At 70.5% G+C, this 22,194-nt stretch carries 17 protein-coding genes and 2 pseudogenes; 7 read left to right on the top strand and 12 right to left on the bottom strand.

The window, feature by feature from the left end; genetic code table 11:
• Positions 1–96: 96 nt before the first annotated feature.
• Genes ABZ818_RS11200 through ABZ818_RS11190 form a run of 3 tightly spaced genes read right to left on the bottom strand, consistent with a single transcriptional unit; the run spans position 97 to position 2,977 of the window.
• Positions 97–933, bottom strand: a complete 837-nt coding sequence (locus ABZ818_RS11200; RefSeq protein WP_361412932.1) for a DUF2877 domain-containing protein — start codon at positions 931–933, stop codon at positions 97–99.
• Positions 930–2,390 carry a DUF1116 domain-containing protein gene (locus ABZ818_RS11195; protein WP_361412931.1) on the bottom strand — a complete coding sequence of 487 codons (1,461 nt, stop codon included), beginning with the start codon at positions 2,388–2,390 and terminating at the stop codon, positions 930–932. The genes ABZ818_RS11200 and ABZ818_RS11195 overlap by 4 nt, the downstream gene beginning before the upstream one ends.
• Positions 2,391–2,431: 41 nt before the next feature.
• Positions 2,432–2,977, bottom strand: coding sequence for a hypothetical protein (locus ABZ818_RS11190; RefSeq protein WP_361412930.1), 546 nt, complete (start codon positions 2,975–2,977; stop codon positions 2,432–2,434).
• Between the two features lie 195 nt (positions 2,978–3,172).
• Between ABZ818_RS11190 and ABZ818_RS11185 the strand changes: the two genes are divergently transcribed.
• The 3 genes and pseudogenes from ABZ818_RS11185 to ABZ818_RS11175 form a co-directional block, all read left to right on the top strand.
• Positions 3,173–4,450, top strand: a complete 1,278-nt coding sequence (locus tag ABZ818_RS11185) for an amidohydrolase family protein (RefSeq protein ID WP_361412929.1) — start codon at positions 3,173–3,175, stop codon at positions 4,448–4,450.
• A 1-nt stretch (position 4,451) separates the two neighbouring features.
• Entirely contained in the window at positions 4,452–5,018 is a 567-nt protein-coding gene (locus ABZ818_RS11180; protein ID WP_361412928.1) for a DUF1097 domain-containing protein, read from the top strand.
• Positions 5,019–5,232: 214 nt separating this feature from the next.
• Positions 5,233–5,358, top strand: a pseudogene (locus ABZ818_RS11175) (IS5/IS1182 family transposase); the annotation flags it as partial.
• Here ABZ818_RS11175 and ABZ818_RS11170 read toward each other — a convergent pair.
• Positions 5,315–6,973, bottom strand: a complete 1,659-nt coding sequence (locus tag ABZ818_RS11170) for an ABC-F family ATP-binding cassette domain-containing protein (protein ID WP_361412927.1) — start codon at positions 6,971–6,973, stop codon at positions 5,315–5,317. The pseudogene ABZ818_RS11175 and the gene ABZ818_RS11170 sit on opposite strands and share 44 nt — an antisense overlap.
• 81 nt (positions 6,974–7,054) lie before the next feature.
• Entirely contained in the window at positions 7,055–8,689 is a 1,635-nt protein-coding gene (abc-f, locus tag ABZ818_RS11165) for a ribosomal protection-like ABC-F family protein (protein WP_361412926.1), read from the bottom strand.
• A 308-nt stretch (positions 8,690–8,997) separates the two neighbouring features.
• Here abc-f and ABZ818_RS11160 point away from each other — a divergent pair.
• Positions 8,998–9,102, top strand: a pseudogene (locus ABZ818_RS11160) (oxidoreductase); the annotation flags it as partial.
• Between the two features lie 165 nt (positions 9,103–9,267).
• Here the strand turns inward: ABZ818_RS11160 and ABZ818_RS11155 are convergent.
• From ABZ818_RS11155 to ABZ818_RS11145, 3 genes are all read right to left on the bottom strand, one after another.
• The gene (locus ABZ818_RS11155; RefSeq protein WP_361412925.1) at positions 9,268–10,284 is read right to left on the bottom strand and encodes an MASE1 domain-containing protein; all 1,017 of its coding nucleotides are present in this window, start codon (positions 10,282–10,284) and stop codon (positions 9,268–9,270) included.
• Between the two features lie 185 nt (positions 10,285–10,469).
• Positions 10,470–11,801: a GAF domain-containing SpoIIE family protein phosphatase gene (locus tag ABZ818_RS11150; RefSeq protein ID WP_361412924.1), complete on the bottom strand. Its 1,332-nt coding sequence runs from the start codon at positions 11,799–11,801 to the stop codon at positions 10,470–10,472.
• Complete coding sequence (locus ABZ818_RS11145; protein WP_361412923.1) at positions 11,801–12,190, bottom strand: ATP-binding protein; 390 nt, start codon at positions 12,188–12,190, stop codon at positions 11,801–11,803. The genes ABZ818_RS11150 and ABZ818_RS11145 overlap by 1 nt, the downstream gene beginning before the upstream one ends.
• A gap of 6 nt (positions 12,191–12,196) precedes the next feature.
• Here ABZ818_RS11145 and ABZ818_RS11140 point away from each other — a divergent pair, with 6 nt between their 5' ends.
• Positions 12,197–12,346, top strand: a complete 150-nt coding sequence (locus ABZ818_RS11140; RefSeq protein WP_361412922.1) for a hypothetical protein — start codon at positions 12,197–12,199, stop codon at positions 12,344–12,346.
• A gap of 679 nt (positions 12,347–13,025) precedes the next feature.
• On the opposite strand, the gene ABZ818_RS11135 is transcribed toward ABZ818_RS11140, so the two are convergent.
• From ABZ818_RS11135 to ABZ818_RS11125, 3 genes are all read right to left on the bottom strand, one after another.
• Positions 13,026–13,262 (bottom strand): beta-eliminating lyase-related protein, encoded by a 237-nt coding sequence (locus tag ABZ818_RS11135; protein WP_361412921.1) that lies wholly within the window; start codon positions 13,260–13,262, stop codon positions 13,026–13,028.
• Positions 13,263–13,430: 168 nt separating this feature from the next.
• A complete protein-coding gene (locus ABZ818_RS11130; protein ID WP_361412920.1) occupies positions 13,431–14,471 on the bottom strand; it encodes an amidohydrolase family protein in 1,041 nt (346 codons plus the stop codon).
• A gap of 76 nt (positions 14,472–14,547) precedes the next feature.
• Positions 14,548–16,167 carry an FAD-dependent monooxygenase gene (locus ABZ818_RS11125; RefSeq protein WP_361412919.1) on the bottom strand — a complete coding sequence of 540 codons (1,620 nt, stop codon included), beginning with the start codon at positions 16,165–16,167 and terminating at the stop codon, positions 14,548–14,550.
• Between the two features lie 294 nt (positions 16,168–16,461).
• On the opposite strand from ABZ818_RS11125, the gene ABZ818_RS11120 reads away from it, so the two are divergent.
• On the top strand, positions 16,462–17,721 hold the full coding sequence (locus ABZ818_RS11120) for a cytochrome P450 (protein ID WP_361413056.1): 1,260 nt from the start codon (positions 16,462–16,464) through the stop codon (positions 17,719–17,721).
• Positions 17,722–18,166: 445 nt separating this feature from the next.
• Entirely contained in the window at positions 18,167–21,250 is a 3,084-nt protein-coding gene (locus ABZ818_RS11115; RefSeq protein ID WP_361412918.1) for an NPCBM/NEW2 domain-containing protein, read from the top strand.
• Between the two features lie 117 nt (positions 21,251–21,367).
• Here the strand turns inward: ABZ818_RS11115 and ABZ818_RS11110 are convergent, their stop codons facing one another.
• On the bottom strand, positions 21,368–21,802 hold the full coding sequence (locus ABZ818_RS11110) for a VOC family protein (RefSeq protein WP_361412917.1): 435 nt from the start codon (positions 21,800–21,802) through the stop codon (positions 21,368–21,370).
• Between the last annotated feature and the right edge of the window lie 392 nt (positions 21,803–22,194).

Raw genomic sequence — 22,194 nt, 5'->3', positions numbered from 1 at the left:
CGTTGAGCGGCATCGGCCGCGGGCCCCTTCGGCGGCGCCGAGCCCTCCCGGTACGGGCGCGAGCCGTCGGACCACGGCATCAAGGGGTCCTGAACATCACGACGGTGTGGATCCCGGCCCGACGCCGTCGCGGGCGCGCGTCGCCAGGCGCGCTCCCGCGCACAGGCCGTGCAGCAGGTCGCACCCCGAACTGTGGCCGACGGCAAGCAGGGCGGCGACCGGTCCGGACGGGTCGCCGCCGGTCGCGGCGGCCCGCAGCAGCTCCGCGACCTGGGGGATGCACAGGCCTTCGGCGGCATGCCGGAGAAGGGCCGCGGAGACCGGCGGCGTCAGCGCATCCGCCTCTGCCGCGACGTCGGCGAGTGCCGCGAGCCAGTCCGGCGGGCGCGGCTGCATCTGGGCGGCGAGCAGCAGCCCGCACAGAAAGTCGTCCCCGGAGGGTGTCGCGCCAGGGCCGAGGCCGAGCAGGGCGTGGGCCGCGCGCCGCCGGGCCACGGTGCCGCCGTGCGCGAGCATGCGCACGAGGGCACGGGCGGCGGGGCGGACCTCGGCCGGCAGCGGCCGGGGCGGGCGGAGCGTCGCGAGCCGGTCGAGGACCGGGCCGGGTGGGGTGTCCTGGGCGCGGGGCGGCGCCCAGAACTCCCCCGCGGTCAGGCACAGGGACCCGATCGCGATCCGGCCGGCCCCGACGCGTCCCGTGCGGCCGGGGGTCAGCCCGTGGAAGGGCCGTTCCCCCGCGGCGCGCGGCAGGACGACGGCGGCCGGCACCCGCACGGCACCGGGCTCCACCAGGGCGAGTGGTCCCCGCTGTCCGTGCGGGAGCAGATACAGCGCCTGCCGGGCGACGGCGATGACGCGGGCGGGACGGGAGGGGCCCGCCAGGACGTCGCGGGCCAGTTGGCTGACCAGGCCCGGCAGGGTGGTCGGGCTCATGGTGTCCGGGTGTCCTCCGGCTCCTCGTCCCGCGGTACGGGGAAGGCGGCGAGCGCCCTGACGAAGCACTCCATCGGGGCGTGCACGAGTCCGGCGCCGATCTGCCCGATGCCCGGTTCGCGGTGGGCGATGCCGGTGGTGACGACGGGTTCGATGCCGGTGTCGACGACGGCACGCAGGTCGATCCCCACGGGCGAGCCGAGACCGCCGAGCGCGGGCAGCCGGTACGCCTCGTGCCGGGCGAGGGTGATGCGGGCCATGTCATGGCTGGTGCGCAGCGCCTGGTCGACGGTGCCGCCGACGAACCCGGTGATCGCGGGGGCGGCGGCAAGCGAGAAGCCGCCGAGGCCGTTGGTCTCGGTGATGGCGCTGTCGCCGATGTCGGGGTTGGCGTCCTCGGGCCCGTATCCGGCGAAGTAGAGCCCCTCGATGCGGGCGGCGGGCGCGGTGAACCAGGCGTCGCCGAGGCCGCTGACGCGGATGCCGACCTCGACGCCGTTGCGGGCGAACGTGGTGACGAGGGTGGAGTCGGGCACGCCGTGCGCGGCGGACGTGGCCAGCTTCGAGGCGGCCATGGAGAAGTTCAGGAACCAGTAGTGGTTCGCGGCGAGGAACTCCAGGACGTCCGGGCCGTGCTCCGTCCGGGACAGCGGGGCGGCGATCTCACGCAGGAGCAGCGCGGACGCGGCCGTGTTGCGACTGTGGCACTCGTCGCCCATCTGGAGGGCCCGTGCGGTGATCGCGCGCAGGTCGACCCCCTCGGGCAGGGTACCCAGGACGGTGTCCAGGGTGGGGGCGAGCACGTCGGCCATCCAGCGCAGCCGTTCCATGACGTCGTCGCCGAGGGCGCCGTAGCGCAGACAGCGTCCGGCGCCTTCGTTGAGGTTGGCGTACGCGCGGCGCCCGGTGGCCGGGTCCTCGACGACGAGCACCGGCATGGACGGGGACGTGATGCCGCCCATCGGCCCGACGGCCTCGTGGTGGTGGCACGGCTCGAAGCGCAACGCACCGGAGTCCGCGAGGAGTTCGGCCTTCTCCGGGGTGTCGGCCCAGCCTTCGAGTAAGGCGGCGCCGATCACGCCGGCGCGCATAGGCCCGCACATGTCGGCCCAGCCGATGGGGGGTCCGGCGTGCAGCAGGACACGTTCGCCGGTGGCGCGGTCGTCGAGGACGGGCAGTACCTCGCGGGCCGGGCGGACGTCGCGCCACAGCGGCCGGGCGGCCAGCAGGCGTGCCACGGCGGTGCGGTTGGCCTCCTCGACGAGCGGGTGGGCGGTGAGCTCGGCGAGGTCCCAGCCGGCGTCCGGGTCGCCGCCGGCCGGGGGACGCCAGTCGAGGGCGTCGACCTGGGCGCCCGCGGTGCGCGGGACGTCGGCGAAGTCGGCGACGCCGACGGCGGCGATCCGGGCCGGGGTGTCGCCCGCGCCGAGCAGGGCGGGCGTGGTGGGAGCGTTCACGTGGCGTCTCCTGACGTGGTCTTGCCGAAACGGGCGGTGGGTCATCCGGTCGACGTCAAGTCCCGTGTCCCTACTGGGACGTGTGCCGCCGAGCCGATCAGGGCCACGGCCCATTCGGCCGCGTCCGTACTGGTCGGCGCGAGGTGGGCGCCCGCCTGCGCGAGGCGGCTCCGCTGGGCTGCGGTGCCCTGCGGGTCGCGCTCGGTGCCGACGACGAACGCGAGCACGGGGGGCCGTTCGGACGCCGGGACCCGGTCCAGTTCGGCGGCGAGGGCTGCGGCCGGGTCGAGGCCCGCGCCGTGGCCGAGGACCACGTCGAGGACGACTGCGGCGGTGTTCGGGTCGAGCAGCGCGGCGCGCAGATGGGCGGCGCGGACCGTCGGGTCGATCATCGGGTGCGGGCGGCCGGCGGTGTAGGCGTCGTCGCCGAGGTCGAGCACCAAGTGCCGCGCCGGCAGGGCGATGTCGCCGCCCGGAGCGAAGGGCCGCACTGCGGTGACCGCGTCGGGCAGCAACTGCCGTGCCTCGTACGCGAAGGTGCCGCCCGCGTACAGGGCACGCAGGTGGCGGCCTCGGCCCGGGCTCACCGAGGGCGGCGTCCAGGCGGGCGGCGGGGTGGCGCCGAGGGCGGTCAGTGCGGCGCGGGCCGCCGCGCGGCGGCGAGCATGATCCGCAAAGCGGGCGTCCCCGCCGTCACCTGACCTGACCCGCCGCAAGCGCCGCCCCCGCACTCCCCGCACGTACGGTCCCCAACCGCCACGACCACGTGAGGAGAACCCCTCGTGAGCGCTCTGCTGCTGCGTCACGCACGCGCCGAGGACTCCCCGGACCCGGCAGACATCCGGATCCGGGTCGGACGCATCGAGACCATCGGCCAGGACCTTCAGCCGCCCGACGGCGCCGAGGTGCTCGACTGCGCGGGACGGGTGGTGATCCCGGGGCTCATCGAGGCGCATCTGCACCCCGACAAGGCGCTGCTCGACTCCGTGCGGCCCAATCCCACCGGGACGCTCGCCGACGCCATCCGCGTCACCGCCGAACTCAAGGCCGGCTTCACCCGTGACGACGTGCGGGCGCGCGCCGAGCGGGTGCTGCGGATGTGCGTCCTGAACGGGACCACGACCGTCCGTGCCCACCCCGACGTCGATCCGGTGGCCGGCCTTGTCGGCTTCGAGGTGCTGCTCGAACTGCGGGACTGCTGGGCCGACTTGGTCACCCTGCAGGTCGTCGCGTTCCCGCAGGAGGGCGTCTTCCGGGCGCCCGGCACGGAGAAGCTGCTGCGCAAGGCGCTGGACGCGGGCGCCGACGCCGTCGGCGGCTGCACCTACTCGGAGGCGTCGGTCACCGACTGCCACCGGCAGGTGGAGCTGGTGCTCGACCTCGCCGCCGAGTACGGGGTGCCCGCCGATCTCCACGCGGACTTCGCGGACGACTGCGGCGACGAGCAGTTCGCGCTGGCCGAGTTCATCGCGGCCCGCACGGTCGCACGTGGCCTGTCCGGGCGCGTCACCCTGGGCCACGCCACCTCCCTGGGCGGCCGCCCGCCCGCCGAGCGCCGCGCCGTGCTGGCCGACCTGGCCGCGGCGGGTGTGGCCGTGGTGCCACTGCCGGCGACGGATCTGTTCCTCGGCGGGCGCGGCGACGACACGGCGGTACGCCGTGGCATCGCCCCGGTGCGGGAACTGTGGGAGGCGGGCGTGCTCACGGCATGCGCCACCAACAACATCCGCAACGCGTTCACCTCGTACGGAACCGGTGACGTCCTGGAGGCGGCGCTGCTGCTGGCCCGGCTCGGGCATCTGTCGGGCCCGGCGGACCTGCGCCGGGTGCTGCGCATGGTGACGTACGATGCCGCGCGGGTGATCGGGCTCCCGGAGGCGGACTACGGAGTACATGAGGGCGCGGTCGCCGACCTCGTCGTGCTCGACACGGACGACTACGACTCGGTGCTCCTGGAGCGGCCCATCCGTACCGCGGTGGTCAAGTCGGGCCGCGTCGTGAGCCGTTCGACGTTCTCCGCGGAGCTCGACAGCTCTCTCGTGACCCGTCGGAGGGCCTGACATGGCCGAGACGACCGCAGGCCGGCAGACGACGTCGGTCGAGGCCCCGCCGCCGAGGCGGGAGCGGATACCGCACGAGATCGCGGCGTCGGTGCTTGCGGCCACGACCGCGTTCATCGGTGGCACCGTATGGCATCTGCCGCCGTGGGCGATCTTCATCCCCTGGGCAGGGATGTTCCTACGTGGCGGGCCGAACCTCCCCGACGCCAAGCGACTGTGGCTGGCCATGCCGATGGGCTCGACGTACGCCCTGGTGATCGTGTTATTGGAGACCCATCAGGGCACGGCCTTCGGCGAGGGCCAACTCGCCCGCAACGCGTTCGGGGCGCTGTGCGTCCTCGTCGTGAACTCCGCGCTGATGTACACGGGCAAGCTCAAGCTGTTCTCGCTGATCCCCGGCATGTTCTTCGGCTTCGCAAGCTACTTCGCGACGTTCTTCGGCGGGTTCGGCTACGACGTCGGCAACCCGTGGGCTGCGTGGGTGTCCGTGATCGCCATGAACGCGCTGGGACCGGTGTACGCGTGGCTGTCGATGTCGCTGACGTTCCCGGTGAAGACACGGTCCTGACGCCTTCGACACCATCGCCCGCGCCCTCCCGCCCGGTCCGCCGCGAAGTACTCGCCACCGCCGCGGCGGCCGGGGCCGCGTTCACCGTTGCCTGCCCCGCCCGGCGGCCGCAGCCTTCGGTGCCTCAACCTCGCAAGAAGCTCCGCCGACGACGAGTTCGCGGCGGGTTCACGTCAAGCGGCAGGAAGCTCCGTCCGGTTCAGTCCTACAGTTCCTGGCGGGGAGGCTGACCGCACTGCGCCGCGAGCGCGGAACACAGTGGCCCCGGCTTGCAGCGGACCGGCAGGCCCTGCTGGTCAAGGCCCACCCGCGGTGCGGACATGCCTACACCCAGCTCGCCGGCCGAGCCGGATTTCCCCTCCCTGCCAGCGCTCCCGCAGCCAACGGTCGTGGCTGGCCAGCACGATCGCGCCGGGGCCGGTGCCCAGCGCCGCCTCCAATTCGTCGCACAGGCGCGGCGACAGGTGGTTGGTGGGCTCGTCAAGCAGCAGCAACTGCGGCGGTCGCGCCACCAGCAGCGCCAGCGCGAGCCGCCTGCGCTGTCCGACCGAGAGCCGGCCGACGGGCTTGTCCAGGTCCGCTTCGTGCATCAGGCCGAGCGAGCCCAGCGGTACCGCCTCGGCCCGCTCGGCTCCCAGCGCCAGCTCATAGGTGTCCCGGACGGACCGGCCCGGCCGGTCGAAGACGGTGTCCTGGGCGAGCAGGCCCACGGTCAGTCCGCGCCGCCGCCGCATCTCGCCCTCGGGCGCGAGCCGCCCGGCGAGCACGGCCAGCAGAGTCGACTTCCCGGCCCCGTTCCCACCGGTGACCAGCAGACGGTCGGTCGCCGACACCTGCGCACTGACCAGTGCAAGCCGGCCAGGTACCCGTACGTCGTCCAGGGACACCAGCGGACCGTCGCCCTCCGCCCCCGGTGCCGCGAGCGCCGTGCTCTCGAACCGCAGCGGCTTCGGTGGCTCACCGACCTGGGAGCGCTCCAGCTCCTCCAGGCGGCGGATGGCGTTGCGCACCCGCCGGGAGATCTGGCTCTGGACCCGGCCCGCACGGTGGCCGTAGCCCATCTTCTCGTTGTCGCGCGGTCCCCGGTCCGGTGCGACGCGGTGCGCGGTGACCTGAGCGGAGGCCCGCAGCGCGGCCAGTTCCTCCTGTTCCTCGGCCCAGCGTCGCTCCCAGCGGTCCCGTTCGGCACGTTTCTCGGTCAGGTAGGCGCTGTAGTTGCCGCCGTAGCGGACCGGACCGTCCATCGCGGGGTCGAGGTCGATCAGGTCCGTGCACACGGCGTCCAGAAAGGCCCGGTCGTGGCTGGCCACCACGACGACCCCGGGCAGGGTGCGTACCTGGTCCTCGACGAAGGCGGCGGCACCGTCGTCGAGATGGTTGGTCGGCTCGTCCAGCAGCAGCGCGGAGGGCCGCCGGACCAGCAGCCCGGCCAGCGCGAGCCGGCCGCGCTGCCCGCCGGACAGCGACCCGAGCGTCCGGTCATGTCCGAAGGCGCCGAGGCCGAGGCCGTCGAGCACGAGCGCGGCACGCCGGTCGGCGTCCCAGGCCTCCCGTTCCTGGGCCTGTTCGAGCCGGACGCCGTACGCGTCGAGCAGGTCGGCGTACTCGGGCGCATCCTGCGCGGTCCGCGCGAGCTGCTCGGTGAGCCGTTCCAGCTCAGCAAGGTCGTCCCTGGCTTCGCGCAGGGCGTCGTCGAGTACGTCGGCGATCGTCGCGTCGGCGTCGTAGGGCATCTCTTGCTGAAGAAAGCCCAGGTCGGGCGGGCGTGTGACGCTGCCGGCGTCGGGCTCGTCCGTCCCGGCCAGCAGGCGCAGCAGGGTCGACTTGCCGACACCGTTCTCCCCGATCAGCCCGATGCGGTGCCCGGGCGAGGCGGTCAGGGAGACACCGTCGAGCAGGCGTCGGTCGCCGAGAGTGAGGACGAGGTCGTGGGCGAGCAGAGCGGGCTGAGGCATGTGGGGTCCGTCCAACGTGATCGGTGCTCGGCCCGCGGGGCGGCATGCCTCGGACGCGGGCCAGGTCGACACGTCGACGGCTCACACCTCAGGGGCCCCTGTCTCCTTCAGCTCGCCGTCGGCCAGCCGCAGCCACCGGTTCACGCCGATCTCGCGCAGGAACCGTTCGTCGTGGCTGACCACCACGAAGGCCCCCTGGTAGGAGTTCAGGGCGCTCTCCAACTGGCCTGCGCTGACCAGGTCGAGGTTGTTCGTCGGCTCGTCCAGGAGCAGCAGGTGCGGAGCCGGCTCCGCACACAGCACACAGGCCAGGGTGGCGCGCAGCCGCTCGCCTCCGGAGAGCACCCCGACGGGCAGATGGGCGCGGGGCCCCCGGAAGAGGAAGCGGGCGAGCAGGTTCATCCGCTCGGCCTCCGGCCGCTGCGGGGCGTAGTCGGCGAAGTTCTCGGCGACCGTACGGTCCAGGTCCAACAGGTCGAGGCGCTGCGAGAGGTAGGCGATGCGGCCGTCGGCCCGCTTGATCTCGCCGCTCTCTGGTGTCAGGTCGCCGTTGAGCAGACGCAGCAGCGTGCTCTTGCCGGCACCGTTGGGACCGGTCAGCGCGATGCGTTCCGGACCCCGGATGGTCAGGTCGACACCCTGGCCATCGAACACGTCCTTGTCGCCGAGCCTGACGCAAAGCTGCTCGCCGAGGAACAGGTTGCGTCCGGCGGGCACATTGGTGTCCGGCAGGTCCAGCGTGATGCGCTGCTCCTCGCGCAGCGCGCGCCCGGCCTCGTCCAGCCGGGCCTTCGCCTCGCTGACCCGGCCGGCGTGCATCTGGCCCGCCCGGCCCGCGGACTCCTGCGCGCCCCGCTTCATGTTGCCGGCGAAGATACGAGGCAGACCGGCGCTCTTCAGGTTACGGGCGGCGTTGCTTTGCCGACGTTCGGCGCGTTCGCGGGCCTGCTGCATCTCCCGCTTCTCCCGCTTCAGCTCCTGCTCGGCGTTGCGGACGTTCTTCTCGGCGACTTCCTGCTCGGCCCGCACGGCCTCTTCGTACTCGGTGAAGTTGCCGCCGTAGAAGCGCAGTTCGCCGCGGTCGAGTTCGGCGACGCGTTCCATGCGGTCGAGCAGGGCGCGGTCGTGGCTGACCAGGAGCAGGCAGCCGTTGAAGTCCTCCAGCACGTCGTAGAGCTTGTGCCGGGCGTCGAGGTCGAGGTTGTTGGTGGGCTCGTCGAGAAGCAGCACGTCGGGCCGCTTCAGCAACTGGGCTGCGAGACCGAGAGAGATGACCTGGCCGCCGCTGAGGGTGCTCAGGCTGCGATCCAGGGTGAGGTCGGCCAGACCGAGGCGGTCGAGTTGAGCGCGGGTGCGTTCCTCGATGTCCCAGTCGTCGCCGATGGTGGCGAAGTGTTGTTCGTCGACGTCCCCGGACTCCACGGCGTCGATAGCCCGGATGATCGCGGCGACGTCCAGCACCTCGGCGACCGTGAGGTCGCCGGTCAGGGGGAGGCTCTGCGGGAGGTAGCCGAGGGTGCCGGCCGCGGAGACCGACCCGGTGCCGGGCCGCAGTTCACCGGCGATGAGCTTGAGCAGCGTGCTCTTGCCGGCACCGTTGGGCGCGACGAGGCCGGTGCGACCAGTGCCGACGGTGAAGGACAGGTCCTGGAAGACGAGAGTGTCGTCGGGCCAGGTGAAGGACAGGTTCGAGCAGACGACGGAAGCGTCGGACATGGAGGTGACCTCGTGGGGAGGGGGCGGGGAAGACACTTCTGCCCCGGAAGCAGACAGGGGGAAAAGGGGACGACAGCGAGGCCACCTCGGCGGCGCTTCCACGCACCGGCCGGTGGCCTGTCGGGTCCGGGTATCACCCGGAGATGTCGTCGTCCACCACCATGTCTCGGCTCCTCAACAAACGATCAACGTCTCTACCAGTCTAACAACAGGTTGCGTTGGACCGGAGACACGAAGGATCACCCGGTCCGGACCTGGGCCGGCCGCCGCGCCCAGGGCTGGTGGGCGGCGGTCAGAAGTACGGCTGGACCGCCAACGCGCTCTTCGCCGTCGAGGCGGCCAAGCGGTGGGCCGGCGACGCGATCACCGCCGACGCCGTGATGCCGGGCGCGATCCGCACCAAACTCCTGCGCCGCGCAGGGGCCTCCAGCCGCGGGCCAGGTCAAGCCCCCGAGCCGCCGGATTCGCCGGCCACGGCACGTGGAGATCGTGGACACCCCGCGCGCTCATGATCGGCAATCTGCGTCCCTGACAGGCGTGGTTCGGCGGGCCCGTCCCTTATCGCAATCGCTGATTGATCACGACGCTCGGGTCTGTCCGCCGTTCTCTCCCTCGTCGCCCTGGTGGTTGGGAAGCGCCAGCGGGCCGCCGGTGTCCGGTGCGGCTCTCGCCACCATCTCGGAGAGCCGCCTGCAGGCCTCTTCGATCTTTGCCTGGGTCTGGTTTCGCTCAGTGATGGCCGCGGCGAGCAGCAGCGCGGTCAGCGCGGCGGCGCCGTTGAACGCCTGCAGTGAAATCATGTTGGTGAGCAGCGTGTGACTGGCGAACGGGCCTGCCCTGTGCGTGACGGCGAGGATGGCGAAGGTGGATACGGCCAGCGCGCAGGGCGTGGCTCCGGCGCGCTGGAAGCGGAGGGCTGCCCAGGTCAGCAGCGGGAAACCAAGGAAGAGCAGCGGTGCGGGGAAGGTTTCGAGGAGCCCGACGCCGATGGTGGCCGCGACGAGCAGCGATGCCTCCGCCCATCGGGATGGCGGTGTGTCCTTCGGCCAGTGCGCCGAGCGGAGGACGAGCAGCAGCGGCGCGACCAGCAGGACGCCCATGGCGTCGCCGGTCCACCAGATCCACCAGGTGAGCCAGAACCCGCCGGGGGGCAGCGCGTGAGCGGCGCTCAGGATGCTGCTGCCCACGGTCGCGCTGATGAGCGTGCCGGTGAGCGCGCCGAGGAAGACCAGTGCGAGCGCGTCCTGGAGGCGGTTCATCTGGGTGCGGAACCCGGTGCGGCGAAGGAGTGCGTAGGAGCAGAGGGGCGCGAGTGTGTTGCCTGTCGTGATGGCGAGCACGGCGGGGGTTGACGGTCCCAGTGGGATGTCGATCAGGAGGGCGCCGAGCGCGATCCCGGGCCAGACCCGCAGGCCGATCAGGAGCAGGCCGGCCAGGGCGATGCCGGTCGGAGGCCACAGCGGCGTGACCTGGCCGCGCATGAACTGCGGGAAGAGTCCCAGCTTGCCGGAGGCGCAGTACAGCGCGGCAACGGCGCCGATCTGCAGGGCCGTCAGGCCACCGCGCCGGAGCCTGTCGCGACTCGCAACGGTCATCGGGAAGTCTTCCCCTCGGCCTTGCTCCCTCGTCCACCGTTGGCTGACCCTCCCGGATCCACGACACCGCCGCTCATCTGTATGACCTTTCGCAATGTGCTCTGCCGGGATTGCTTCGGATGACCACTCGGAGCGATGTGTGACCCGAGGGATCTGCCTCTTGGCCGCAGTGGGTCCGTGCGGCTTCAGCGCGGGGTGCGCAAGGCGAGGATGGCCATGTCGTCGTGCGCGTCGCTGGGGTGGTGGTCGGCCAGGGCCTGCACGAAGTCCTGCAGGGGCAGGGCCGCGTGTGTGGTGGCGAGTTCGGCGAGTTCGTCCAGGCTCTCGTCGAGGGGGTGGTCGGGGTGTTCGATGAGGCCGTCGGTGAAGAAGACCACGGTGGTGTCCGGGGGCAGGGGGTGGGTGTGGTCGGGGCGGGGCTGTCCGACGTCGACGTTCAGTGGTAGTCCGGGCTCCGTGAACAGGTATTCCGCCCGGCCCCCTGGGGCAATCAGCAATGGCGGGACGTGGCCCGCAGAGCTCCAGTGCAGCCTCCAGGCAGCCCCCGCGGGTTCGATGCGCGCCAGGCTGGTGGTGGTGACGGGGTGGTCGGTGATGGCCTCCAGGGTGCGATCGAGTTGGGCGAGGACCGCGCTGGGCGGAGTCCGCAGGGTGAACAGCAGAGCGCGCATCATGTTGCGGGTGGAGGCCATGGCGGCGGCGGCATGCAGATCGTGACCGACCACGTCGCCGATGACGACCGCCACCACGCCGTCCGGAAGCAGGATGGCGTCGTACCAGTCGCCGCCCAGATGGTGAGGTTTGGCGGCGGGCCGGTAGATGGCGGCGGCGTCCAAGGGCCGCACGTCGGGCAGCTCCGGCAGCAGACGCCGCTGGAACTGCTCGGACCCGGTACGAACCTGTTCGAAGAGTCGGACGTTGTCGATCGCGATACCGGCGGCGCGGGCAAGGGCGACGACGATGGTCTCGTCATGGACATCGAAGGGCCGTCCGTCGCGTCGCTCGGAGAGGTACAGGTCGCCGTAGATGTCACCGCGGACGCTGACGGCGACGCCCAGCAGGGTGCGCATGGGCGGGTGGCCGGGCGGAAACCCGACCGAGGACGGATGGGAGGAGATCTCGTCCACCCGCAAGGGTTCGGGGTGGCGGATCAGGTGCCCGAGCACGCCCCGACCGCGAGGAAACCCCACCCCTGCCAAGGCCGACCGTTCCTCCTCGGACAGGCCGCCGACGATGAACTGCTCCAGCAACTCGCCGGACGCGTCGAGCACTCCCAGTGCCCCGTAGCGGGCACCGACCACGTCCATGGCGGTGGTCACGATGCGGTGCAGCACCGCGGGCAGCTCCACCTCCCTGGTGATGGCCACCACCGCCTCCAGCAGCCCCTGAACCCGGTCCTTGGCGGTCGCCAGAGCGTGCAGCTGCTCATCGATCCGGCCCAGCTCGGCGTCCAGACGCGCCAGCAGGTCAGGGCGGGGCTGCCGCTCCGCCCCTTCCCCCTTCTTTCCCCCCACCATCACGATCGCCTGCTGAACAGGTGCTCGCTCTCGGTGGTCTTCAACCGGTAGGAGTCAGTGCCGGTCTGGATCAGCGTGCCCTTGAAGGTGAGCCGGTCGGCGATCGCCGCGCATCGACGAGGGCCGACGTAGGTCTGGCCCCACCCGCCGCAGGGGGCGTGGGAAGCCACTGCGGTGGCCTTGCGCTCCTCCCGCTCGGTGAAGACCTGGAACAGCGGCTTGGAGCCCCCTGCTTCGGCGATAGCAGTGCCCACCTTCGGAAGGACGTCGGGGTCGATGATCGCGTCCTCCGGTTCCGTCTCCGGCAGCGGCATCCGCCGCGGCGGCACCTGATATTCAAAGCCGGCCTCGGCGTCCCTATCGGTGGGGGCGGTCTTCGCGGGGCTCATGCGCTCGTGTCCTTCTTCGAGGTGGTGCTGGTGACCGGCTTCAGCAGCCGGTCGTACGTGTTCATGTCCGGAAGCGGACGCGGATCGGGCGGCAACGGCAGGGCGTGCCGCGAGACGACGACCTTCGCCCCCTCAGCCGGACTGCCGCCCGTCTGAAGCCGAGAGCAGCCTGCATGCCGCCGATGACCGCCGCGGCCGGCGACTGCCGGTGCGACAGCAGCGCCTCGATCAGCACCCGGGTGCCCTCATGTTCACCGACCTTGGTCTTCGCCGCCGAACGGAACGCCTCATGAGTGGCAGTGAAGCCGTCCTGAGCCCAGGCCTGCGCCAGAGCGGCGGCCCGGCCCACGCACCGGGCCTGACCAGGAGAATCTCCAGGATGTCGTGGCAGGCGTAGCGGCGAGTGAGCCTGAGGTGCCGGGCGACGAGCTGCCGCCCTCCCAGGGCCGGCGCCTCGTTCGTTCGCGGCACGGTGATCCGGCCATTGCGGTGCGCCGCCGGCACCATGTCCTGCCCGCGGTCGTAAACCCGTGCCGAAACCATAGGATCCGCCGGGCCGCCACGACGGATCCGTTCGTACAGCCACTCACGCGAGCGGTACACCCCGGCCTCCCGGCACGACCGTGATCAAACAAGACCACAGGCTGACACGGCCGAAGAGCCCGACCAGCTCATTACGCCAAAAGCGGCATGCCGCACCCGGACGAAGGAGGCGGGAGGTCATTCCCCTGGACGGCGTGGGTGGGCAGTCGGCATCGACGCCGACGTCGCAGGACGCGGCATCGGCAGGCGCTTGGCGAGGGCGGCTCGCGAACGGCGGAGGCCGGTGCGAGGGTCAGCCTCGGAGCACATGCCGCACGGTCCGCTCGATCGCTGCCAGGACCACATGAAGGTCCTCGTCGCCGACCTTCCCTGCCGCAGCCAGTACCCCGGTCTGCCGCATGGCACCGCCCAGCCGCTTGCGCACGTGACGCGCCCGCTCCACCGTCTGCGCGTCGCCGACCACCTGGCTGTTCAACGCCCAGGTCGCCTCCGGGATCCCGGTCGCGCGCTGGGCGGCTCTGGCCGACAAGGCCCACGCCGGCCTGCGCATCACCGACGTCTGACCCCCTGGACGCTCATCGGGGCCCTGCGACCGGGAGCCTGCCGGAGCCCCCGGCACGTGGGCCCCGGACCGATCACGGTTCGGGGCCAGGTCGCCGGTCCCCTCCGCACTGCTCGTGTCCCCTCCTCGAAGCCGCTATCGGCGAGTGGCAAGCGCCGGAAGAAGACGATGCGCGTTGTCGCGGTTGATGCAGCGGCGCTGTTGTTCGTCGAGGGCGGGGTCGTTGTCGAGCGCGGGAGCGGTGACACCCGTGACCAGATGAGCCGGGGTGGGGGGCCAGTCACTGCCGTAGAGGATCCGGGAGGGATCCACGGTGGACAGCAGACTCGGCGTGGCCGAGGGGGACATGGGGCCGGCCGTGTCGTAGTAGAAGCGGTGCAGGTAGTCACGGATCCGGGCGCGTTCCACCTTTGGTGTCAGGAAGTCGCTGAACACCTCTACGCGGCCGGCGATGTAGGGCAGGAAACCGCCTCCGTGCGGCAGGATGAAGCTGAGGTTCGGGTAGCGGTCCAAGGTCCCGTTGATGATGAGACTGATCGCGGCACGCGTCGTGTCCATCAGGAAGTCGCACAGGAACGGCGGCACGCCCTCCAGCTCCGCACCGCCTCCGGGGACGTCCATCGGGTGCGTACTGACCACGGCCGAGCGCTCGTTCAGCTCCGCCAGGATTCCGTCCTGGTCGGGGTGGCCGAGATAGACCCCCTTGGCGCTGGTCCGCACACTGACGCCGATCGCCCCGAGGTCGTCCATTCCATGGGTCAGCGACCACATCGACAGGTCCGGGCTGTCCAGGAACAGCGGCGTGTAGAAGGCGAAGCGATCGGGATGGCTCTGGACAAGGTCACTGGCGGCTTCCAGGGCGACACGGGCGCTTTCCTTGCGCACCTTCGGATCCTGGAGGCGGCCCAGCATCGCGACGGTGAACACGCTGGTCCGGATACCCGCCTCGTCCATCATCCGAAGTGCTGTGCCGAGGTCCCACCGGGTCCACGGCGGCAGGCTCCGCCGTTGGACGATCTCCTGCTTCTCCGCCCAGTCGAGCCATTCCGGAGCGGTGTAGTGGTGGTGTACGTCCACACGCTCCCGGCGTGCGTCGCCCTCCCCCCCATCCATCGGCCCGCTGTCGCCTATACCGGCCAGGGCGGCCGTGCCCGCAGCCGTCTCTAGTGATGTCATGGACAGGCTCCCATTTCTGTGGTGACGCCGGAGAAGTCGCTCTTGTGGTGCTCGGGTTGCCGAGCCACGGTGACCGTCAACGCCCGAGGATCTGAAGCAGAACGCCGGTCAGTTCCTTTTCCATGTCCGCCGTCCCGGCCTCGGCCCGCCAGGCCACGAAGCCGTCCGGCCGTACCAGCACCGCGCCTTCCGGTGCGACGCCGTGCACCGAGGACCAGTCCGCAGCGCCGCCGGTGTCCAGGTCGTACTCCGCTCCGTCGCCAATCGAGTAGACGTCGAGCGGTACGTTGAGCCGCGCGCCCACGGTGCCGGCCGCGGTGCGCCAGCCGGGACCCCCACAGAGCAGGACGAAAGAGCGCTCGTAGAGGTCAACGGTGGAAACCTTCGCCCCGTCGCGTGTGACCCAGAGATGCGGTGCACGGCTTCCGGGCTCGCCGTTCAGGCACAGGACGTCGGGGATGACGGGGTCCTCCGCGTTCGCGCCGGCCACCGCCCGCGAGGCGTATCGGTAGCCCAGCGCCACGGTCATCAGATCCGCGGAGTCGTTCGACGCCGTCCGGGCGGAGTAGCCGGGGTGCTGTTCACGAGCGGCCTGAAGGGTCGCCCGCGCGCTGGTGGTCTGAGCCACCGGCCGACGCTCGGCCTCATAGCTGTCCAGCAGCGTCGAGCCCGCCCAGCCGCGGAGGACCGCGGCGATCTTCCAGGCGAGATTGTGCGCGTCCTGGATACCGGTGTTGGACCCGAACGCCCCGGTCGGCGGCATCTCGTGGGCGGAGTCACCGATGAGGAACACACGCCCGTCCCGATAGCTGTTCGCCACGCGGTCCGCCGCATGCCACGGTGCTCTCCCGGTGATCTCCACGTCCAGATCGCGCATCCCGGCCGCTGCCCGGATGTGCTCGATGATCCGGGCATCGGTGAAGTGCTCCAGCGTCTGCCCGCGCTCCGGGAACCAGGGCACATGGAAAACCCACTGCTCCTCGTTGTCCACGGGCAGCAGCACGCCTTCGCCGGTGGGGTCGGTGACGTAGCAGACGACGAACTTCTGCTCCCCCGCGACCTCGCGCAGCAGCTTGCTGCGGAAGGTGACGCTGACGTTGTGGAACAGATCTCCCGATCCCGAGTGCTCGATCCCGAGCCGCTGGCGGACGGGACTGCGGGGACCGTCGGCGGCGAGCAGGTAGTCCGACCTCACCGAGTACGTCTCACCGGTGTCCCTGGCCTGCAGAACGGCCTGCACCCCGTCGTCATCCTGGCTGAAGGACAGCAACTCCGTGCCGAAGCGCACGTCCCCGCCCAGGTCGCGGGCGCCTTGCAGCAGGACCGGTTCCAGATCGTTCTGGCTGCACGCGCAGCGGATCGTCGAGCACAGGTCCGCCTCAGGCGGCCTGCCCGTGATCCGCGCCGAGAGCCAGCGCCGGTTCTCGCCGCGCAGGGTGTCGACCTGGAGGATCCCATGGTTCTTCGACAGCGTGGTCGCGGCCTTCCGGATGTCCGGCTCAAGGCCGGCGGTCCGGAACAGTTCCATCGTCCGCATGTTGTTGCCGCGGCCGCGCGGATGCGCCGACGTGGCGGCATGGCGCTCGACGACACAGTGCTCGACGCCAAGGCGCCCGAGGAACACGGATGCGGACAGGCCCACGAGTGAGCCCCCCACGACCAGGACGGGCACATACTCGTTGCCGCGATCGTTCATCGCGTTTTCTCCTCTGGGGTCAGCATCTCCGCAGCGCGGTGGCCGATGGATTCCGTGACTCGCTCTCAGTTCTTTTGCCATGCGCGGCGAGCCGATAAGCAGCGATCACCCGATCAGCGGCAAATCCGCCTCGCCGCGGCCCGTGGACACGGGCTCCAACGACCGTGCGAGAGGCCGGTAGGTGCGATCGGGCGAATTGCGTTACGTACGGGGCTCTTCCGGGGACCGGTGGATCGTAAGTCGTACATCTGCTGTCCCGTGGCCGGGGCGGAAGCTGTGAGAAAGGCCGGGATGATGACTCAGCTCGACGAACGGGACACGACGGACTCGACAGCGGACGCGATCGCGGCGGCCTCGCGTGGTTCAGCGGCGTATCGCGCCAACCCCTATCCGGTGTACGCGTGCCTGCGCGAGTCGGCCCCGGTGTGCCGTCTTTCTCCCCCGCACGGGGTGGAGACCTATCTGATCACCCGGTACGACGACGCCAAGGCCGCGCTGACGGATCCGCGCATCAGCAAGGACATGTACGCGGCCATGGACGCGTACCACACCATTTTCGGTGACTCGTCCATCGCGCTCGACGACAACATGCTCTTCTCGGACCCGCCCAAGCACACGCGACTGCGGCGCATCGTCAACCGCGCGTTCAGTCCGCGCCGAATCGAGTCCTTGGGTCCTCGTATTCAGCAGATCACCGACGAACTGCTGGACCGCTGTGCCACCGACGCACCCATCGACCTGCTGTCGTCCTTCGCCTTCCCGCTCCCGCTCATCGTGATCTGCGAGCTCATCGGAATTCCCGAGGCCGAGCGCGCGGAAGCTCAGAAATGGTGCACCACCGTCGCGCGCACCGGATTCAGCAAAAAGGACAAGGAAAAACTGGCAGAGGCCGAGGGAGCGCTGCGGGACTACTTCGCCGATCTCATCCTGCGGAAGCGCAAGAACGCGTCCGACGACCTGCTCAGCGACCTGATCCGGACGCAGGACGAGCAGGGCGCCATGACTGACGGCGAGCTTCTGTCGACCCTGTGGGTGCTGCTCTTCGCCGGCCACAAGACGACCGCTTACCTCATCGGCAACGCCGTGTTCAACCTGTTGACCCACCGCGATCAGCTGCAGGAGGTCCTGGAGGATCCGGAACTTCTTCCGAACGCCATCGAGGAGGTCATCCGCTTCGAGGGATCGGTCGAGAACGCGACGTTCCGGCATGCGCTGGAGGACATCGACATCAGAGGCACGCTCATTCCCAAGGGTTCCCTCGTACAGATCGCGGTCGCCTCCGCGAACCGGGACCCGGAGAGGTTCGCCTGCCCCGACACCTTCGATGTGAAGCGGGAGGGTCTGCAGAGCGCGCACCTCGGCTTCGGCAGCGGGGCACATTACTGCCTCGGTGCGCCGTTGGCCAGAATGGAAATGCGCACGGCGTTGACCACGCTCTTCCAGAGGTTCCCGAAGATCGAACTCGATTTCCCGGCGTCCGAGGCCGAATGGCTCAAGGTCCCGTTCCCCGCCTTCCGAGGACTTGAGAGGCTCCCTGTCGCACTGGTTCCGTGACAGGTCCTCAGGTCCGCCACGACCGGGCTCGTTGAAGGGACTTCGGCGGGCGTACCACCACACAGCGACGGGCCTTCGGCGCGCACCATGCCGAAGGCCCGTCGCTTCGACATGTTTCGACACGTACGGAAAGCCGCCGGACGGCGTTCAGGCCGGTGCGCGCGCCCGGTCGCAGGTCGACGAGTGACGTCTCCGCGTCGGCGGAGGGGAGCCGATCTGCCGCAGCCGCTACCGGCGCAGAGCCGCACGCGTGCCATCCAGCCGCCGACGCCGTGCCGCCCTGCCGTCCGGCATCCACGTTCACCTCACCCTGTACGCGCTCTGGTCACAGGCGTTCCCTGTGCGCTATACCTTCTCCGCGTGATTGGTTGTGCTTGATTCAGCGGCGTATCAAGCAAGTTCAAGCAACCGCCCCACGCCGATCGACGTGTGCGAAGGGATCGACATGAGCGCTCCATCCCGCAGACGCAAGGCTTTCCGTTCCAGAGGGGCGGTTCTGGCCGCCACGGCTCTGTTCGCCGTCCTGGCGGCCGAGGTCGGACCGGCCGTGCCGGCCGGAGCGGCGGCGGCCAGCGCCGCCGGGACCCCGACCGTCATCGGGGCGGTGACCGGGTTCTCGCAGTCCGGCGCCGCCTACACCTTCACGGCGGGCACGGCGAAGGCCCGGGTCAGTTTCGTCTCGGCCGACACCTTCCGCATCGAGGTGGCCCCCGACGGCACGTTCACCGACCCCGTCGGCGGCGACATCGTGCTGCCTCAGGGCGATCCGCCGGCCACCCGCTGGACCGACCGCGGCGACCGCTACGAGCTGTCGACGAACAAGGTGACCCTGCGGGTGTACAAGTCGCCACTGCGGTTCGCCCTGTACCGCGCCGACGGCACCCGCCTGTGGGAGGAGACCCGCGGCATCAGCTGGGACGGCACCGCCACCACCCAGACGCTCACGCGCGGCGCCGACGAGCAGTTCTACGGCACGGGCGAGCAGAACGGCAGCGGCAGCACCTCGCATCGCGGCAAGACGCTCAAGGTGGGCGTCGACTACAACTGGAACGAGGGCGGGCACCCCAACTCGGTGCCGTTCTACCTCTCCTCGGCGGGCTACGGCGTCTACCGCAACACCTACGCCCCCGGCACCTACGCCTTCGCCGACCCGGTCACCGCCACCGAGCAGGAGAACCGCTTCGACGCCTACTACTTCGCGGGCGATTCCTCCAAGGACGTCATCGGCCAGTACACCAAGCTCACCGGGCGCCCCATGCTTCCTCCGATCTACGGCCTGGAGGTCGGCGACTCCGACTGCTATCTACACAACGCCAACCGCGGCGAGCGGCGCACCCTGGACGCCCTCAAGGTCGCCGACGACTACGTCAAGAACGACATGCCGCTGGGCTGGATGCTCGTCAACGACGGCTACGGCTGCGGCTACGAGAACCTCGCCGAGACCGCCAAGGGCCTCAACGACCGCAAGATGCAGATGGGCCTGTGGACCCAGGACGGTCTGGACAAGCTGGCCGACCAGGTCAAGGCGGGCCAGCGGGTGGCCAAGCTGGACGTTGCCTGGGTGGGCTCCGGTTACAAGTTCGCCCTGGACGGGTGCAAGGCCGCCTATCGCGGCATCGAGGAAAACAGCGACGCGCGCGGCTTCACCTGGGCCCCGGAGAGTTGGGCCGGCGCCCAGCGCTGCGGCGTGCAGTGGAGCGGTGACCAGTCCGGCACCTGGGACTACATCCGCTGGCAGATACCCACGTACGCCGGCGCCACCATGTCGGGTCTCGCGTACACCAGCGGCGACGTCGACGGCATCTTCGGTGGCAGCGCCAAGACCTACACCCGCGACCTGCAGTGGAAGTCGTTCCTGCCGGCCGTGATGACGATGGACGGCTGGGCCGCCAAGGACAAGCAGCCCTACCAGTACGGGGAGCCGTACACCACCATCAACCGCAAGTACCTCAAGCTGAAGGAATCCCTGCTGCCGTACATGTACACCTACGCGGCGCAGGCCAACCGCACCGGTGTCGGCGCCGTACGGCCGCTGGCACTGGAGTACCCCGACGACCCGAAGGCGGCGAGTGACGCCGCCAAGTACGAGTTCCTCACCGGTGAGGACTTCCTGGTGGCGCCCGTCTACCGCGACACCACCGTCCGAGACGGCATCTACCTGCCCAAGGGCGACTGGATCGACTACTGGTCCGGGCGCACCTACCACGGTCCGACCACGGTCGACGGCTACCAGGCTCCGCTGGACACGCTGCCGCTGTTCGTCAAGGCGGGGGCGTCGATACCGATGTGGCCCGGCATCAACTCCTACCAGGACCGCACCGCGGACTCCCCGCTCGCCTGGGACGTCTACCCGCAGGGCCGCACCTCCTTCACCCTGTACGAGGACGACGGTGTCACCCGTCAGCACCGGCAGGGCAAGTACGCCGAGCAGCGGGTGACGGTGACCGCCCCGGACAGCGGAGCGGGACCGATGCGCATCGCCGTCGGCGCCGACGCCGGTGACTTCGCCGGCAAGCAGAAGAGCCGCCCCTACCGGTTCACCGTGCACACCGGCTCCGCCCCGCACCACGTGGGCCTGGACGACGGTACGCTGCCCCGGTTCACCTCCAAGGTCGCCTTCGACGCCGCCGACCAGGGCTGGTGGTACGACACCTCCGACCGGGGCGGGGTCGTCCAGATCAAGACCCGCAGCATCAGCACCGACCGGGCCTTCCAGGTCGACGTGGACGGCGCGAGCGCGGTGGGTGGCAAGGTCCCCGGGGCGACCGGCACGGTCTCGGTCACGCCACCCGAGGAGATCGGCGCCGGTGTGTCCGAGAAGGTCACGGTCGGTTTCACCGCGGGTGGCACGGGCGCCGGGGCCACCGAGCTGTCCGTGAGCGCACCCGACGGCTGGACCGTCTCGCCGGCACGGACGGTCGGCCGTCTGGAGCCGGGGGAACGGGCGAGCGCGGAGTTCACCGTGACCGCGCCGGCCGACGCCGGTGTGAGCGAGGCCGTGCTGACCGGCACCGCCCGCTACCGGGCGGCGGGTGAGGACACGGTCGCCACGCAACGGACGGCGGTGCGCACCATGCCGGCCCCGCCCAAGGGTGACGCGTGGGCCAGTGATCTGCCGTGGCTGAACGCCACCAACGGCTGGGGGCCGCCCGAACGCGACCGCAGCAACGGGGAGTCGGCGGCCAATGACGGCCACACGCTCACCCTGAACGGCACCACCTACGCCAAGGGCATCGGCGCGCACGCCAACTCCGACATCGAGTTCTGGCTCGGCGGCCAGTGCTCCTCGTTCACCGCCACCGTCGGCATCGACGACGAGATCAACGGCTACGGCGGCGTCTCCTTCTCCGTCGTCGCCGACGGAAAGACGCTGTGGTCCTCCCCCACCGTCAGCGGCAAGTCCGACCCCGTGCCGGTGAACGTGCCGCTGAACGGCGGCCGTCACGTCCATCTCGTCATCACCGACACCGACGGCACGAAGTCCGGCGACCACGGCGACTGGGCGGACGCGAAGTTCCACTGCGCCTGACGCCGCGGCCGTGGCGCCCGACCAGTCGGCGCCCGGCCCTCCGAGACGCTGTTGGCTGATCCGGAGTCCTGCGTGACGTCGGCCGTCAAGACCGAGTTGTGGTCTTGACGGCCGACGTCACGCCGAGGTCGCGGCGACGCAGAACTCATTGCCCTCCGGGTCGGCCATCACCATATGGTGCCTCTCAAACTCCTCCAGGACGACTCCGCCCGCCTTCACCAACCGCTCGGACTCAGCTCTGATCCGCGCCCACCGCTCACCGAGGCTGCCGTGTCCCGGCACCCGGACGTCGATGTGGAGTCGGTTCTTCGCGGTCTTGGGCTCAGGGACCTCGAGGATGCAGAGCCGGGGACCGGCGCCATCGGGGTCGCAGAGCCACGCACCATCGTCCGCGGAATCGTCCTCCGGAAGATCGAACTGCGCGAGCCACTCCTCGCGGGTTCTGAAGGGCGCGGGTGGCGGCTCGTCCACATATCCCAGGGCCGCCTTCCAAAACCCGGCGAGAAGCTTCGCGTCTGCGCAATCGAGGGTCAGATCGATTCTGGCTGCCATAACAGGACCGTACTGTGCACCTCTGACAGCCGCGGCTGAGCCGAAGGAGAGCCGACAACGGATCGCGGTCGGTCACCTCGAAGCGCCCGGTGAGGTGCACCAACGGCGCGGCGCGGCGGATTTCAGCCAACTCCGTCCCGTCCTGGCAGGCTTCCTCGGCCCGAGCAACCTGAGCGAGGTCCCGTGTGTTTCCTTCGACGAGCGCCACGTCCTGGAACGGCTCGTGCCCGCGGATCGACCAACGGCGTTCGACCGCCCCGCCGCTGATCGCCAAGACCGTCCGATGCGGAACCGTGTTCGCGACGAAGACATGCGGAGAACGCGCACGGGCCATCTCGCCGCGCGCTCGATGCCACGCGACGGCGCCGGTGACAGGACTACGCATCATCGTG

The sequence above is a fragment of the Streptomyces sp. NPDC047453 genome (assembly GCF_040643155.1).
Classification (GTDB): Bacteria; Actinomycetota; Actinomycetes; order Streptomycetales; family Streptomycetaceae; genus Streptomyces.
Note: the sequence above shows the minus strand (reverse complement) of the source record. Positions and strands in the feature narration are given on the sequence as shown.